Here is a 14,747-nt window from a genome sequence, read left to right as displayed (position 1 = left end):
AAAGGTGAAGCGAGGTCGGGCTACGACTCGTCGTCGGATCAGGCTAGGGTCGGGGTTCAACTCCGGGAGGAACTCCATGCAGAACTGGCTCAAGGCCATCAATCCGACGGCCCCCATCACCACCGAGGCCGAGGCCCTGCGGGCGGCGCGCGCCAGCGCCATCGGCGTCGCCATCGGCGCCGTCGTCGGCGCCGTCGCCGTCGTCCAGATGATCGTGCGCAAGGACGAGATCGCCGCCGCCGCCGCCGCGGCCGCCGCCAATGACCCCATGGCCGCCGGCATGGTGGGCACGATGACGCAGGTGATGCTCTACTTCGCTATCGGTCTGGTGGTGATCCAGGCCATTCTGGCCTTCGTGCAATGGGCCAAGCCCAACATCATCATTCCGATCCTGTTCGCCGTGCTGATCGTCGGCGGCCTGCTCCTGCAACTGCTGCCCAGCCCGGTCGAAAAGCCCCCGCTCGACGTCCTGAAGGTCGTGCTGACCTACGGTATCGCCGCGATCCAGTTGCTGCTGCATACGGCGGGCATTCGCGGCGCGTCGAAGCTGGACAAGATCCGCTTCGCCGAAGCCAACCGCGAAGACTACTGAGACTAACGGTTCGGGCGGCGGTCGTTTGATGCGCCGCCCGGCTGCCGGCTTTGCCGGCGCCAACGGATGGACAGGCTGGCGTCGCCCTGTCCGCCGAATTTCGAGCTGACCGTCAGATTGCGACGGACTTGCCATTCGACGTTCACTTCCGCCCCGTCCTCGCCGCCGCCGATGATCTCCAGATAGACGTCGTCGGTGATGTAGCGCCCGCCGGCCACAGTCAGGCTGGAGGCCTCGCCGCCGAAGGACAGGCGATCGAGACCCGCCAGCTCGCGCAGGTTCCCGATCACATCGAAGCCGCCGCCGCCCGCCAGCGCGGCCACGCCCGCCGCCAGCTGGGCCGCCTCGAAGGCCGACAGCTGAGAGGCCGAACGACCGAACAGCACCTGGGACAGGATTTCGTCCTGCGGCAGGGCGGGGGTGGAGGTCAGGGCGATCTCGGGCCGCGCCGCCGTGCCGGTCACGCGAATGGTCGCGGTCAGGGCCGGGTCTTCCCGGGTGGCTGACAGGTTCAGGCGAATCTGTTCGGGCCGGGTCGACAGGGTGACCGTGCCGGTCTGGTCGAACACGAACCGCTTGCCCGCGAAGTCATAGTCGCCCCGCACCACGCGCGCCGTGCCGGTCAGGACCGGCTGGGAGATGGTTCCGGTGACGCGAGCGTTGACGCCCATCTCGACGTTCAGGCCGCGACCGACCACCCGCACGTCGCCGCCGGGCGAGCGGATGGCGATGTCCATGCCGATCTGCGGGCCGCGAGAGCGGGTCTGTTCTTCTTCCGGCATGTCGCCGCCGGGGCGGTTGATCTCGACCACATCCATCCGGACGATGCCGTTGGAGCCTGGCGGGTTGGCCTCGATCCGGGCCTCGTCGACGGAGATTTCGCCGGCCAGCCGGATGTTGCCGTCCTGACCACGCACCACGGTCAGCGGGCCGGAGGCGCGGGCCTCGGCGATGTCGTTGTCGATGATGCGGAAGCGGCGCAGCTGGAGCTGGAAGCTGGAGCCCGAGCCTTCGCGCAGGCCGATACGGCCGTCCCCGCTGACCTGACCGCCGGCGCCGTCATTGGCCGAGAAGGTCTCGATCAGGGCGGTGGTGTCGTCGAAGCGGCTGTTCAGGGTCACGCCCGCCAGGCGCAGGCCGGTGCCGTTGTCGCGGAAGGCGCCCTGTTGCAGGTCCAGACGGCCGTTGATGCGCGGCTCGGCCAGGGTGCCGCCGAGGGTGGCGTTGGCGGTCATCTGACCCGAGAGCGAACGGTCGCCGCCCAGGAAGAGGTCCCAGATCGGCTGGACCTGACCCTGAATGTTCACCGTGCCCTCCATCGGGCGGGTGCGGGCGATGGCCAGGCGCAGGGGCGCGGCCGAGGCCTCGACCGGCAAGGTCAGGTCGGCGCTGGCCTGCACGGCGTCCTCGTCCACGGCGCGGGCCTGAAGGCGCAGGGTGTTGTTGACCAGCACGGCGTTCAGCGTGCCGTCGACTTCCATCCCGCGCGGAGCGTCGATGCTGCGCAGGTCATTGAGGGTGACGTTGGCCGAGCCCGACAGGTCGTCGCCGGAGCCGCGCAGAGACAGGCGGCCGGTGACGCGACCGCGCATGTCGGGGGCGACCGCGCCGAGATCGACGCTGGTCAGATTGGCCTCGATGATGGCGGCGCGGGAGTCCTGACGCAGGTCGCCGGTCAGGACGCCGCCGCCGACCGACAGGTCCACCCGCACCACCCTGCCGTCGCCGGACAGGGCGACCACGGCCGGACTGCGGGTGGCGAAGTCGATCTCGCGCACCGAGCCGCCGCCTTGCAGGGCGACCGATTGGGACTGGCCGTCGCGGGCGTAGACGCCGGAACCGTCGAACGACAGGGGCGTGGGGCCGCCCACGTCCGCCTTGAGGGTGAAGGGCAGACGCTCCAGCGTGCCGCGTCCGTCGAGATCGAGGGTGCGGATGACATAGGGCGAGCCGGCGAAGCGGACGTTGCGGCCCGACACGTCCAGGATCGCGGTCTCGGCGCCGCCACCCTCCGTCAGGCGCACGCGGCCGTTGGCTTCCCCGGAGGCGAGGAAGGCGCCGGGGCGGGCGGTGAAGGTCAGGTCGGCGCTGGACGGAATGCTGTTGGACAGGGCGATGTCGCCACGCGCAGTGACCCCGCCTGCGTCCAGATCAACCTCGGTCAGGCGGATGCGCGTCCCGCCCAGATAGAAGTTCCCGGCGGCGCGGGCCGGGCCGTAGTTCGATCCGGCGGTGACGGCGATACTGCCGTCCGAGGCGTCGGCGCCCTTGCGGAAGCTGAGTGTCAGGTTGGCGTCGGTCAGTTTCAGCGGACCGGCGTTCACGCGGGCGAAGGCGGCGCGCAGGTCGGCGCGGGGGGCGGCGAGCGTGCCGGTGAGGGCCCCATCCCCGGTCATGGCGCCATCGATCTCGACCGGGCCGACGCCGAAGGGGCCGCGGGCGTTCCAGTCCAGCGCGAGCCGCAGCCCGCCGTTGCCCTCGATCCGGCCGCGCGCGGAGGCGGAGCCCTGTGCGCCGGTCAGGGCCGCGCGCTCCACGTCGATCCGTCCCTGATTGATCGCGCCAGTCAGCTGCAGGCGGGGCGTGGCGCCCAGCAGGCGATCGAGTTCGCCCTGACCGGTGGCCAGGCCGCGTCCGCGTCCGTCGAAGGTGAGCCGCCAGGGGGCGCCGGTCCGGGCCATGGAGGCGGAGAGGGGACCGCCGAAGGCGCCGCGGGCGCCGCGGTGAATCTTCGAGGCGTCTGTGATGCGCGCCTCGCCCCGGAAGCCGAGGCCGCCCAGCAGATTGCGCCCGCCCGAGCCGGTCAGGGTCAGGGCCTGCCCTCGCGCCTCGATCTTGCGCAGCAGGATGGCGCCGTCGGTCTGGCGCGCGGCCTCGAAAGCAACACGGGGGCGCGGGCCCAGCAGGCTGCCGATGATACCGGCGGTCGAGCCGCCATCGGCCTGGATGTCGCCGTCCAGCACGATGCGACCATTCTGCATGGCGGCGTTCAGCGGGCCGCGCACTCGCCCGGCGCGATAGCTGGAGGCCTCGACGCCGACCAGATCGACCTGACCGTCCAGCGACCAGTTCGCCGAGTCGCCCTTGAAGGTCGCGACGTAGGAGGCGGGGCCCGCGGACGGGGAGCCGACCAGACGGTTCAGCGACGGGGTGGCGACCTCGATGCGGATGCCGTCGCGGCTGCGGCGGTCCTTCATGTTGATCTGGCCGCTGGCGCGCGAGTTCAGGTTCTCGGACATGAGCGTCCAGCCGAAGCCCTGCTGGCCGTCGTTGTCGGTGTCCGGCGTGATGGCGAAACCAAAGCGCGCGGTGCGGCCGACGCGCTGGACGAAGGGCTCCAGCAGGTCGGAGCCGGAGAAGTCGAAGAAGCCGCTGACGCGGGCGGTGTCCTTGCCGTAGCGGCCCTTGACCGTCAGCGGGATGAAGTCGCCGGTGCGCACGACAGCGTCGATGATCTCGCCGTTGATAAGTGCGCTCGCCTGGAAGGGTTGATCCGGGGAATAGCCGAGTGCGCCCGCTATGGGGCCGCCCTGGGCCTCGGACGCGCGCAGGTTCAGGCGGGTTTCGGTCAGCGGGCCGCCGAATGTGGCGTTCAGGCGCAGATGATCGCCCGGGCGGCTGAGGCTGTCGGCGTTGACGACGGCCTGCTTGGCGCCGGTGCGGGGGATGTTGGCCTCGCCCGACAGGGTCCAGCGCCCGTACTCCTTGCTGAAGCCCTCCAGCAGTTCGACATTGGCGGCGAAGCGGTCGATGTCGATGCTGATCGGCTGGGGACCGCCCGGTCCGGTCGGCGGCTCGACTTCCGGACGGCGGATCAGGCGGATGACGTCAGCCTCGATCTCCGTGGCGTGGAAGCGCCGGGTGATCAGCGGCCACCAGGTCCAGTCCACATGCACCGCGCGCGCTTCGAGCCATACGCCCCTGGCGTCGGTGACGGTGACACGGTCGATGGTGAAGTCGTCGAACAGGTCGCCCTTGACCCCTTCGACATTGATCCGGCCGTAGCGGCCGATTTTCTTGCCGGCGACGAAGCTGGTGACCAGCTCGCGGCCCGCATCGCTGACCAGATACATCCGCCCGCCGACCAGCAGGAGGATCAGCAGGCCCGCCAGAACAGCCAGCCCCATGCCGCCGAAGAAGGCGAGGGCCTGAAGGCGCGTGCGCTTGCGCTTCGCCCTTTCGACGGGCGAGTCAGGCGCGTCGGCCGGAGGTTTCTCTTCGGGCGGGGTCGGGTCGGTCAAAACGCCTGCCCGATGCTGACATAGATCTGGAAGCCCGCGTCGCCGTCACGACGATCCAGCGGGAAGGCGATGTCAGCCCGGATCGGACCGAAGGGCAGCTTGTACCGCACGCCAACCCCGGCCCCGTAGCGCAGGTTGTTGAAGTTCGGCGTCTCCTGGAAGCCGATAGCGCCCGCGTCGACGAAGGCCACGGCCTGGAAGCTGCGCCAGACATCGCGGCGAATCTCCAGCGAGGTCTCGAACAGGCTCAGCCCGCCGCGGGGGGTGTTGTCCGGCAGGCGAGGGCCGACGCCCTGATACTCGTATCCGCGAACCGATCCGCCGCCGCCGGAATAGAACAGGCGATCGGACGGTACGGTCAGTTCCTCGCCACCGAGGATGGAGCCCAGACGGACCCGTCCCGCCAGCACGGTCTTGCCGTTCTTTTGCAGGGGCAGATAGGCCGTGCCCTGACCTTCGACACGCAGGAACAGGACGGTGTCCTCGCCGCCCACCGCGGTGGGCTGGGCCGAGCCGGTGAACCGCCAGCCGGTGGTCGGGTCCAGCGGATCATTGGACCGGTCCAGATAGAAGCTGCCCCGCCCGGTCAGGATGTAGAGGTCGCGGTCGAAATTGATCGGCAGCTGGGTCAGCGGGTCGAAGCGGGTCTCGTTGTAGTGTCCGACGTCCAGACCGACGCCGTAGCTGAACCACGAGGTCTTGCCGATGCGCTGCTGCAGATCGGCGGCGGTGGTGAAGGCGGTCCGTTCGTAGGCGTCGGTGTCCTCGTTCACGAGGGCGGCGGACAGCTTCAGCGTCTGGCCGGGTTCGCGCCAGTGCGGCAGGCTGAGATCGACACCCAGCCGACTGTCGACGTCGGCGACCCGGGCTTCCCAGACAAGGGTGTCGGCGCGTTTGAAGCGGTTGTGCCAGGTCCAGCGCAGATCCACGCCGGAGCCGTCGGCGGTGGAGAAGGTGGCGCCCGCCTCAAGAATGCGGCGGGGGCGGTCGGTCAGGCTGACGATCACCGGGCGGCGACCGTCGGCGAGGGTCTGATCCGCCGGAGCCAGCGCGACGCCGACACCGTCATAGACCCCGGTTTCCAGCAGGCGACGCTCCAGCTCGGCCACGTCCTCGGGGTCATAGACGGCGCCGTCGCTCCACGGCGCCAGACCGGCGACCCAATCGGGGTTGGTCGGACCGCGCGTCTCCAGCCGAACACCGTCCAGCCGCACCAGATCGCCAGCGGCGATGTTGTAGGTCGGGAAGACGGTCAGGGCGGCGTGGTCGACCACCACCCGGCGCGGCTCGGCGCGGGCGTCGGCGTAACCGTTGCGGACCAGACCGGCGACCAGTCGCCCTTCGGCGGCGATGACATCGACCGCGCGGCCCGGCTGACCGGCGGTCAGGCGGATGTCGCCGATGACCGTGGCCGCCGTTTCCGCCCTCGGTTCCGGCGCGACCCAGTTCACGGCGGGATCGGTCAGAGTGAAGCGGGGGCCGGGCGTCACATTGACGATGGCGACCGGGGTGTCCTCGCCCTCGACGATGTCCTCGAGGATGGGCTGGTAGTAGCCCTCGGACCGCAGCAGGGCCTCGGCGGACTCCATGGCGCTGCGGGCGCGGCGACGGGCCTCGAAGCGGTTGGAGGGGGCGTCGTCCACCTCGCCGACGGCCCGGACGAGCTGCTCGCGCAGGGTTCCGTCCAGTTCGCCCCGAATCTGGGCGCGCGGGTCCGCCGCGGCGGTGGACGCGATTGTCACGCCCGCGAGGCTGAGAAGGAAGAAGGCGGGCCTCGGCGTCAAACTCAAACCTTCATCAGGGGGCGTGCGGCCCGCTCATCGGGACGGCGCTCCCCCGCCGTCGGCGTCACGGTCGTTCTCACGCGCATTCGGCGCGTTTGACCCTGTTCAATAGAACAGGGTTTCGCTTTCGGGCTGAACGGATTCTTCCGAGGTGCGCTGTTCGGGCGGCAGGGCCGTAGAATCGGTCGGAGGCGGCGTCACCGGAGGTTCGGGCTGGACGACGGGTTCCTCGACGACCGGCGGCGGAGCCTGCTCGGCGGCCTTGTCGGCCAGACCGGCGTCTTCGGACGGACGCGGGTCATCGCAGGCGGCGACGGCGAAAACGGTCGTCAGGGCCAGCAGGGCGGCAAGGCGTTTCATGGTCGAAGAAGTCTCCCCCGGGATCAGGCCGTCTAACGCTCGGCCGCTGGTCCTGTTCCATAGAGTGTTTCGCACCGGCGCGCATCCTCTGTGCGCAACCTTCGCGGCCGCGCCGGACCGAACGGAGACCGGTGATTTTCGACGGCAACCAATCCTTTTCCAATTTCCCGCAACCTCAGGGCGGGGAGAAAACAAAAAATGTCCGCCACCGCCTACGCTCTCGTGTCGCAGGTTCGGTTCAAGGAGCTGAAAACAAGGATTGGACTGGCCGCCTTCATCGGGATCACGGCCTGGTTCTTCCTGCCCAGCCTCTGGCCCGTCGTCTGGTTCTTCGCGGTCCTGCTGAGCCAGGTGGCCGACTGGGCGGTGTTTCGCCGGTTCCGCCTGAACCCCGAGTGGGTTCCGGACAGGGCGTATGTCGTGCTGTCCTGTGCCACCACCGCCGTGGGCGTCATCATCTATTCCAGCATCGCGGCCTGGCTGTGGTTCAACGGGGGCGAGGTCGGGCGGGCCTTCGCCCTTGTGCAGGTGGCGGGCGGCTTGCTGCATGTCAGTTTGCACATGCATCACGCCCGGCCGATCCTGTTCTCCGCCGTGGCCATGCACGGCGCCTATTTCCTGGGATTGCCGGTGATCAGCGCGACCCTGACCGGGCGATGGCAGGAGCTGCTGATCGCGCTGGGCTGTGTGCTGTACATGAGCCATCTGGTCGTGGCGGTGCGGCAGAGCAGCACCACCACCGAACTGCTGCGCTCGGCCAAGGTGATGGAGCAGAACGCCCGCCAGAAGGCCGAGGAGGCCAGCGCGGCCAAGTCAGACTTTCTGGCCGTCATCAGCCACGAGATCCGCACGCCCATGAACGCGGTGATCTCGGCCGCCAACCTGCTGCGTCGGACCGAGCTGACCGAGCGGCAGGCCGAGCATGTGTCGATGCTGACCGACGCGGGCGAGGTGCTGATGGGCCTGCTGAACGACGTGCTGGACGTGTCCAAGATCGAGGCCGGCAAGATGGTGCTGGAGACGGACGATGTGGATGTTCGCGCGCGCCTGATCTCACTGGCCCGGCTATGGGAGCCGCGCGCCGCCGCGAACGGGGTGCGCCTGACCGTCGAGGCGGCGGACCGGGTGCCCGAGTGTGTTCGCACCGACCCGCTGCGGTTCCAGCAGATCCTGTTCAACCTGATGTCCAATGCGGTGAAGTTCACCGAGCAGGGCGAGATCGCGGTCGTCGTGGACTGGGACGGGGCGGCCCTGACGGTGACGGTGTCGGATACCGGTTGCGGCATTCCGGCGGACCGGCTGGCGCATGTGTTCGACAGTTTCGAGCAGGCCGAGGCGGGCACCACCCGTCGCTATGGCGGGACCGGTCTGGGCCTGTCCATCAGCCGCAAGCTGGCCGAGATCATGGGCGGCGCCCTGACGGTCAGCAGCGTGGAAGGGCAGGGAGCGACCTTCATCCTGACCCTGCCGATGGAGGTGTCGCAGACCCGTCCGACGGAGGCCCGTCGTGATGAGGCCGAGGTCGGTGCGCTGACCGGCCGGTCGATCCTGGCGGCGGACGACCACGAAGTGAACCGCCGCATCCTGACCCTGCTGCTGGAGCCGCACGGCTGTCGGCTGACGCTGGTGGAGAACGGCGCGCAGGCCGTGGAGGCCGCGCTGGTCGAGCGCTTCGACGCCGTGCTGATGGATATGCAGATGCCGGTGATGGACGGGCTGGAGGCGACGCGGCGCATCCGTCTGACCGGCGGGGTGAACGCCGACACCCCGATCATCGCCCTGACCGCCAATGCATTGGATGTGCACCGGCAGGCGTGGGAGGCGGCGGGCGTCGCGGCCTTCCTGACCAAACCGATCGACCCGACGGCGCTGACCCGAACGCTGGCGGAGGCCTGCGCGGGGGCTCACCGCCCGGAGGTGAAGGCCGACGTGGCCTGAATCCAGCCCCAGCGGGTCAGGGCTTCGTCGAGCGACAGGCCTGCGGGCTGGGGCTCCGGGCTGGCCTGACCGTCGAAGCGCGGGGCGGGCGCGGGCTGGATCACGCCCTGATCGACGAAGGTGGCGCGGGCGGCGTTGTGCGGATGAACCGGGGCCTCGCCCAGTGTCAGCACGGGCGTGACGCAGGCGTCGGTTCCGGCGAAATGATCGGCCCAGTCGTCACGGTCGCGCGCGGCGAACAGGGCCTCGAACCGGGCATGCAGGGCGGGCCAGTCGGCCATGTCGAACTGCGGCGCTTCTTCCGGCGTCAGGCCCAGCCCGGCGATCAGGGCGGCGTAGAACCGGGGCTCCAGCGCGCCGACGGCGACGAACCGGCCGTCCTTGCAGGTGAAGCAGCGATAGAAGGGCGCGCCGCCGTCCAGCAGGTTGGCGCCGCGCGCGTCGCTCCACAGGCCGCGCGGGCGGAAGGCGTGGAAAAGGCCGGTCAGCAGGGCCGAGCCGTCCGTCATGGCGGCGTCCACGACCGAGCCCTTCCCGGTGGTCTTCGCCTGCAACAGGGCCGCCAGCAGGCCGGAGACAAGGAACATGGCGCCGCCGCCGTAGTCGCCGACGAGATTCAGCGGCGCGCGGGGCGGGCGGTCCGGCTCACCCATCGGATGCAGGGCGCCGGACAGGGCGATGTAGTTGATGTCGTGGCCGACCTGATCGGCCATGGGCCCGGTCTGGCCCCAGCCGGTGACGCGGCCGAACACCAGTCGGGGATTGCGCGCGGCCAGCACGTCAGGCCCCAGCCCCAGCCGCTCCATCACGCCGGGCCGGAAACCCTCGATGATCGCGTCGGCGCCGGCGACCAGATCGAGGACGCGGGCGTGGTCCGCCGGGTCCTTCAGATTCACCCCGACGGCGGCGCGGCCCCGGTGCAGCACCTCGCCGCCGACGTCGCTGAATACGGCGGCGCCCGCCGAGGCGCTGCGGGTCAGGCGCAGGACCTCGGCCCCCATGTCGGCCAGCACCATGCCCGCGAAGGTGACGGGACCCAGGCCGTCGAACTCGAGAATGCGGATGCCGGAGAGGGGCTTTGCGGGCGCTGTCATGCGCCTTGCGTAGCCGGTCCGTCACGAACCTGTCGAGTGGACCTTGACCCGCGCGGCGACATGTTGGAAAAGCCGCGCCTCCGGATTCGCAGACGCGGCCCGGTGACACGATGTGCGTCCTTAGCTCAGTTGGTTAGAGCATCTGACTTTTAATCAGAGGGTCCTCGGTTCGAGCCCGAGAGGACGTACCATCGGTTCTCCCCCACAGTGCAGGCTTTCATCGCGCCGTGCGGCGTGATTGATAGGCGGCATGCGCCGTCTGTACCTGCTTCTCCCTGTCCTCGCTCCTGTTCTGGCTTTGACCGCCTGCAATGCGGGCGATGCGGCCATGCAGGGGGCGCGGCAGTTCGGGGACGGGTTCGGGAATGCGGCGACAGCGCCGCTGGCCGATTTCAACCTGCGCCGGGAGTACATCCCGACCGTGCTGCTGCAGGCGGAGGCCAATCCCTATGACCTGCGCAATCTGAACCAGTGCTCCACCATCGGGGCCGAGATCGCGCGGCTGAACGAGGCGCTGGGGCCGGACAGTGATGAGCCGCGTCGGCCGGACCAGCCCAATCTGACCGAGATCGTGACCGAGGAGGTCGTGGAAGAGGCTCTGGACGCGATCCGGGACGCGACCACGGACTTCATTCCCCAGCGGTCATGGGTCCGGCGGCTGACCGGGGCCAAGCGCGCCGAATTGCGGGTGAAGTCGGCGGTGCAGGCCGGGCGGATGCGCCGGGCTTTCCTGAAGGGCGTGGGGATGCAGCACAACTGCGCCCCGCCGGCGGCCCCGGCCTGGTTCAGGCCGCGCAGGTAGGGTGTTGGGTGTGCGTATTGCGGCACCGCGGTCGCCCCCGACACCCGATGCCTCACACCCTCAGTTCGAGGTGTGCCGCGCGTGGAAGTCCTTGCGGAACTGGTCGAAGCGACCTTCCGAGATGGCCTCGCGCATGGCGGCGGTCAGGGCCTGGAAGAAGGCGATGTTGTGCCAGCTGAGCAGGATCTTGCCGAGAATTTCGTCGGCGCGGATCAGGTGGTGCAGGTAAGCCTTTGAATAGTCCTGCGACGCCGGGCAGGGGACTTCCGGATCGAGCGGATCCTGATCCTCGGCGAAGCGGGCGTTCTTCAGGTTGATCGGACCGTTCCAGGTCCACGCCTGACCGTGGCGACCGGCGCGGGTGGGCAGGACGCAATCGAACATGTCGACGCCGCGCCACACGGCCTCCACGAGATCAATCGGCTTGCCGACGCCCATCAGATAGCGGGGGCGGTCCTTGGGCAGGAACTCCGGCGCGTAGTCCAGCACCTCGCACATGGCCTGATGGCCTTCGCCGACGGCCAGACCGCCGATGGCGTAGCCGTCGAAGCCGATCTCCTGCAGCCGCTCGGAAGATTCCTTGCGCAGGTTCTCGTAAGTCGAGCCTTGCTGGATGCCGAACAGGGCCTGTGTGTCGCGCGTGGCGAAAGCGTTTTTGGAGCGCAGGGCCCAGCGGGCGGACAGCTCCATTCCCTCGCGGGCGCGCTTCTCCTCGGCGGGCCATGCGACGCATTCGTCCAGCTGCATGACGATGTCGGAGCCCAGACGGTCGGCCTGGATCTCGATGGAGCGTTCCGGCGTCAGGACGTGTTTGGAGCCGTCGATGTGGCTGGAGAAGGTCACGGCCTCCTCGGTCAGCTTCGAAATGCCCGACAGGGACATGACCTGAAAGCCGCCCGAGTCGGTCAGGATCGGCTTGTCCCAGCGCATGAAGTTGTGGAGGCCACCGAGGCGCTCCATCCGCTCCGGGCCGGGGCGCAGCATCAGGTGATAGGTGTTGCCCAGCAGGATGTCGGCGCCGGTCTGTTTCACCTGATCCACGGTCAGGGCCTTCACCGTCGCGGCGGTGCCGACGGGCATGAAGGCGGGGGTGCGGATGTCGCCGCGCGCGGTTTTCAGGACGCCGGTGCGGGCGCGGCCGTCAGTCTTGGAAATCTCGAACGGAAAGGTCATCAGTCGGTCAGCTTGTCCAGCGCCTCGGCGCGCTGCAGGTCCTTGGGGCGTCCGAAGCGGCGGGCCATGGCGGCCTGTTCGGCGGTGCGTGGGGTCGGGATGTGGCGATCCTGAACCGGGCGGTCAACGCGGGTGCGGAAGTTGACCGGGGCCCAGCCGTCGTCGGTCTTCACCTCCAGCCCGACCATGATCTCGATGGGGACTGGCGTGCCGTCGATCCGGGCCAGCAGGCGCGAGCGGAAGCGGTCGGGGGCGGGCGGGGTGATGATCTGGCCGCCGAAGGCATCGATCAGCTCCTCGGCGGTCTCCTGCGAGGTCAGGATATCGATGTCGGGGACCGGCTGATCGGTCACGCCGGACAGAGCCATGGCGGCGCCGCCGAAGACGATCCAGTCATTGCGGAGATCCAGCGCCTCGGCCGTGGCGGCCAGCATCTCCAGGCTCTGGATCAGGGGGCGGGGAAGGGCGGTCATGCCTCGGGGCTCCGGAACAGCAGGCTGCCGTCGCCGTAGGAATAGAAGCGATAGCCGTCGCGGATGGCGTGGGCGTAGGCGGCCTTCATGGTGTCCAGCCCCGCGAAGGCGCTGACCAGCATGAACAGGGTCGACTTCGGCAGGTGGAAATTGGTCATCAGCACATCCACGGCGCGGAAGCGGTAGCCGGGGGTGATGAAGATGGCGGTGTCGCCGTGGAAGGAGCGGACCACGCCGTCCTCGCCGGTCGCGCTTTCCAGCAGGCGAAGCGAGGTGGTGCCGACGCAGACGATGCGGCCGCCGCTCGCGTGGACGGCGTTCAGGGCGTCGGCGATCTCCTGCGAGACCTCGCCCCACTCGGAATGCATCTTGTGGTCGGCGGTGTCGTCCGCCTTGACCGGCAGGAAGGTGCCGGCGCCGACGTGCAGGGTCACGGCGTGGTTCGAGACGCCGCGCGCCTTCAGGGCCTCCAGCAGGGCCGGGGTGAAGTGCAGCCCCGCCGTGGGGGCGGCGACCGAGCCGTCGTGTTCGGCGAAGACGGTCTGGTAGTCAGACCGGTCGCGGTCGTCCTCGGGGCGCTTTGCTGCAATGTAAGGCGGCAGGGGCATGACCCCGACGTCGCGGATGGCGTCGTCCAGCGCCGGGCCGGTCAGATCGAATTTCAGGGTGACGAGGCCGTCGTCGCCTTTTGAAACCACGACCGCGTTCAAGCCCTCCCCCTCGAGGGGGGAGGGTTGGGTGGGGGTGGTGGCAGGATGGGGGGAGATTTGCGACGTCGGGTTCGATGCGGCCTCATGCGCCTCATCTTGAAGCGGACTGCCTCCACCCCATCCCCCGACCCCTTCCCCCTCGAGGGGAAGGGGAGGTGAGAAGACGATGCGGTCGCCCGCCTTGATCCGCTTGCCCGGCTTCATGAAGGCGGACCAGACGTCGGGGGCGTCGCGGTGGTGCAGGGTGGCCTCGACCTCGACGGTCAGGGTGCCGCCGTCCGCGCCCCCAACCCCGGGGTTGGGCCGCTCGCGCACGCCGGACAGGCGGGCAGGGATCACGCGGGTATCGTTGAACACCAGGGCGTCGCCCGGACGAAGGAAGTCGGGCAGATCGCGGATGATCCGGTCGTCCAGCCCATCCTGACGCACCACCAGCAGGCGGGCGGAATCGCGCGGCTCGGCGGGGCGCAGCGCGATGTGGTCGTCGGGCAGGTGGAAGTCGAAATCAGCGGTCTTCATCAGGCGGCGCAAAGGCCATGCGTCTGAGGCGCGGTCAAGGCAGGGAACAGGATGGGGGCTGAGACCTTGTGTCAGCCTGACCACAAGGCGGGGATCGGGCAGGATGGACCCATGAAGCTGATCCCCGTTCTCGCCGTCTCCGCCCTACTGGGTCTCGTCGCCGCCTGTGATGAAGCGGTCTCCACCCTGCAGGAGATCGAGGACACCGCCGCCAAGGCCTCGGCCACGGCGAACGAGATCAACACCCGCGCCGACCAGATCCAGCAGGCGGCCAATGATCCCGTCGGCGCGCTGCGCGGCGTGGTGACGACCAATCTGACGAAGATGCCGACCGACCAGCCGGGCATCTATGTGCTGACCGACGTGCAGACCGGCTGTCAGTTCCTCGCCACCTATCAGGCGGACGGCACGACCGTCGCCAGCGTCGCCCCGCGCGTCGAACAGACCGCAGACGGCGGCACGCGCCAGCGCTGCATCGCGCTTCCGGGAGCGGGATCGGGCGACGCGCAGGCTGAGGCCGAAGGCTGATCGTCCTGCCGGATTGAACCGGCGCGCCTCCCGTCGGTTGGGGCGGTATGAAAACCCCTGACCTGCTCCCCTCCGCCCTGATCGGCGCCGTCGCCAGCGCCCGGTCGATGACGCCCATGGCCGCTCTCGCCGCCGCCCATCTGGCGAAGCGAAAGACGCCCGGAAAGCTGCGCCTGCTGACCCATCCGCTGTTCACGGCGGGGGCGCTGGCGATGGGGGCGGGCGAACTGTACGGCGACAAGATGAAGTCGGCGCCGGACCGGACGGTGTTTCTGGGCCTGCTGGCGCGGGTGATGAGCGCCGGGATCGCCGGTAGCGCATTGGCGCCGAAGGGGCGGGAGCGGACCGGCGGGCTGGTCGCGGTTTTGACCGCCGTGCCGCTGGCCTATCTGACACTGGCGGGCCGCAAAAAGGCCATGCGCCGGATCGGCCAGACGAAAAGCGGGCTGATCGAGGACCTGCTGATCGTGGCCTCCGGCGCGGCCGTGGTGGCGGGGACGGTGCGGAAGCGTTGACCGCAGCGCCCTGAGGCG

At 69.4% G+C, this 14,747-nt stretch carries 12 protein-coding genes and 1 tRNA gene; 6 read left to right on the top strand and 7 right to left on the bottom strand.

Annotated features, from left to right (window positions below):
- The first annotated feature begins 76 nt into the window (after positions 1-76).
- Positions 77-592, top strand: a complete 516-nt coding sequence (locus ACODRV_RS09740; protein WP_141627131.1) for a hypothetical protein — start codon at positions 77-79, stop codon at positions 590-592.
- A 2-nt stretch (positions 593-594) separates the two neighbouring features.
- Here ACODRV_RS09740 and ACODRV_RS09735 read toward each other — a convergent pair whose 3' ends face one another.
- The 3 genes from ACODRV_RS09735 to ACODRV_RS09725 all read right to left on the bottom strand — a co-directional run bounded on the left by ACODRV_RS09735 (position 595) and on the right by ACODRV_RS09725 (position 6,977).
- On the bottom strand, positions 595-4,833 hold the full coding sequence (locus tag ACODRV_RS09735; RefSeq protein WP_488908183.1) for a translocation/assembly module TamB domain-containing protein: 4,239 nt from the start codon (positions 4,831-4,833) through the stop codon (positions 595-597).
- Positions 4,830-6,617 (bottom strand): autotransporter assembly complex protein TamA, encoded by a 1,788-nt coding sequence (locus tag ACODRV_RS09730; RefSeq protein WP_488908182.1) that lies wholly within the window; start codon positions 6,615-6,617, stop codon positions 4,830-4,832. The genes ACODRV_RS09735 and ACODRV_RS09730 overlap by 4 nt, the downstream gene beginning before the upstream one ends.
- 105 nt (positions 6,618-6,722) lie before the next feature.
- On the bottom strand, positions 6,723-6,977 hold the full coding sequence (locus tag ACODRV_RS09725) for a hypothetical protein (protein ID WP_488908181.1): 255 nt from the start codon (positions 6,975-6,977) through the stop codon (positions 6,723-6,725).
- A 198-nt stretch (positions 6,978-7,175) separates the two neighbouring features.
- Here ACODRV_RS09725 and ACODRV_RS09720 point away from each other — a divergent pair, with 198 nt between their 5' ends.
- A complete protein-coding gene (locus tag ACODRV_RS09720; protein WP_488908180.1) occupies positions 7,176-8,915 on the top strand; it encodes an ATP-binding protein in 1,740 nt (579 codons plus the stop codon).
- Here the strand turns inward: ACODRV_RS09720 and ACODRV_RS09715 are convergent.
- On the bottom strand, positions 8,882-10,009 hold the full coding sequence (locus ACODRV_RS09715) for a CaiB/BaiF CoA transferase family protein (RefSeq protein WP_488908179.1): 1,128 nt from the start codon (positions 10,007-10,009) through the stop codon (positions 8,882-8,884). The genes ACODRV_RS09720 and ACODRV_RS09715 overlap by 34 nt on opposite strands.
- A gap of 114 nt (positions 10,010-10,123) precedes the next feature.
- On the opposite strand from ACODRV_RS09715, the gene ACODRV_RS09710 reads away from it, so the two are divergent.
- Both ACODRV_RS09710 and ACODRV_RS09705 read left to right on the top strand, forming a co-directional pair.
- Positions 10,124-10,200 (top strand) — tRNA-Lys (locus ACODRV_RS09710).
- Between the two features lie 59 nt (positions 10,201-10,259).
- Positions 10,260-10,811, top strand: a complete 552-nt coding sequence (locus ACODRV_RS09705; RefSeq protein WP_141627125.1) for a hypothetical protein — start codon at positions 10,260-10,262, stop codon at positions 10,809-10,811.
- A gap of 60 nt (positions 10,812-10,871) precedes the next feature.
- On the opposite strand, the gene tgt is transcribed toward ACODRV_RS09705, so the two are convergent.
- Genes tgt through queA form a run of 3 tightly spaced genes read right to left on the bottom strand, consistent with a single transcriptional unit; the run spans position 10,872 to position 13,686 of the window.
- Positions 10,872-11,987 carry a tRNA guanosine(34) transglycosylase Tgt gene (gene tgt / locus ACODRV_RS09700; protein WP_141627124.1) on the bottom strand — a complete coding sequence of 372 codons (1,116 nt, stop codon included), beginning with the start codon at positions 11,985-11,987 and terminating at the stop codon, positions 10,872-10,874.
- On the bottom strand, positions 11,984-12,457 hold the full coding sequence (locus tag ACODRV_RS09695; RefSeq protein ID WP_141627123.1) for a nucleotidyltransferase family protein: 474 nt from the start codon (positions 12,455-12,457) through the stop codon (positions 11,984-11,986). The genes tgt and ACODRV_RS09695 overlap by 4 nt, the downstream gene beginning before the upstream one ends.
- A complete protein-coding gene (gene queA, locus ACODRV_RS09690; RefSeq protein WP_141627122.1) occupies positions 12,454-13,686 on the bottom strand; it encodes a tRNA preQ1(34) S-adenosylmethionine ribosyltransferase-isomerase QueA in 1,233 nt (410 codons plus the stop codon). The genes ACODRV_RS09695 and queA overlap by 4 nt, the downstream gene beginning before the upstream one ends.
- Before the next feature lie 111 nt (positions 13,687-13,797).
- On the opposite strand from queA, the gene ACODRV_RS09685 reads away from it, so the two are divergent.
- Both ACODRV_RS09685 and ACODRV_RS09680 read left to right on the top strand, forming a co-directional pair.
- On the top strand, positions 13,798-14,214 hold the full coding sequence (locus ACODRV_RS09685; protein ID WP_141627121.1) for a hypothetical protein: 417 nt from the start codon (positions 13,798-13,800) through the stop codon (positions 14,212-14,214).
- A gap of 47 nt (positions 14,215-14,261) precedes the next feature.
- The gene (locus ACODRV_RS09680; protein WP_488908178.1) at positions 14,262-14,729 is read left to right on the top strand and encodes a hypothetical protein; all 468 of its coding nucleotides are present in this window, start codon (positions 14,262-14,264) and stop codon (positions 14,727-14,729) included.
- Positions 14,730-14,747: the final 18 nt, after the last annotated feature.

Source organism: Brevundimonas sp. FG8, assembly GCF_057808845.1.
The sequence above is the reverse complement of the archived record's forward strand: the minus strand, read 5'-3'. Positions and strand labels throughout refer to the sequence as shown.

What these genes read in the sequence shown, in the direction of transcription:
- queA (WP_141627122.1), bottom strand. Translation starts at nt 13,686, where the DNA reads ATGAAGACCGCTGATTTCGACTTCCACCTGCCCGACGACCACATCGCG.
- ACODRV_RS09740 (WP_141627131.1), top strand. Translation starts at nt 77, where the DNA reads ATGCAGAACTGGCTCAAGGCCATCAATCCGACGGCCCCCATCACCACC.
- ACODRV_RS09695 (WP_141627123.1), bottom strand. Translation starts at nt 12,457, where the DNA reads ATGACCGCCCTTCCCCGCCCCCTGATCCAGAGCCTGGAGATGCTGGCC.
- ACODRV_RS09685 (WP_141627121.1), top strand. Translation starts at nt 13,798, where the DNA reads ATGAAGCTGATCCCCGTTCTCGCCGTCTCCGCCCTACTGGGTCTCGTC.
- ACODRV_RS09680 (WP_488908178.1), top strand. Translation starts at nt 14,262, where the DNA reads ATGAAAACCCCTGACCTGCTCCCCTCCGCCCTGATCGGCGCCGTCGCC.
- ACODRV_RS09705 (WP_141627125.1), top strand. Translation starts at nt 10,260, where the DNA reads ATGCGCCGTCTGTACCTGCTTCTCCCTGTCCTCGCTCCTGTTCTGGCT.
- ACODRV_RS09720 (WP_488908180.1), top strand. Translation starts at nt 7,176, where the DNA reads ATGTCCGCCACCGCCTACGCTCTCGTGTCGCAGGTTCGGTTCAAGGAG.
- ACODRV_RS09715 (WP_488908179.1), bottom strand. Translation starts at nt 10,009, where the DNA reads ATGACAGCGCCCGCAAAGCCCCTCTCCGGCATCCGCATTCTCGAGTTC.
- ACODRV_RS09725 (WP_488908181.1), bottom strand. Translation starts at nt 6,977, where the DNA reads ATGAAACGCCTTGCCGCCCTGCTGGCCCTGACGACCGTTTTCGCCGTC.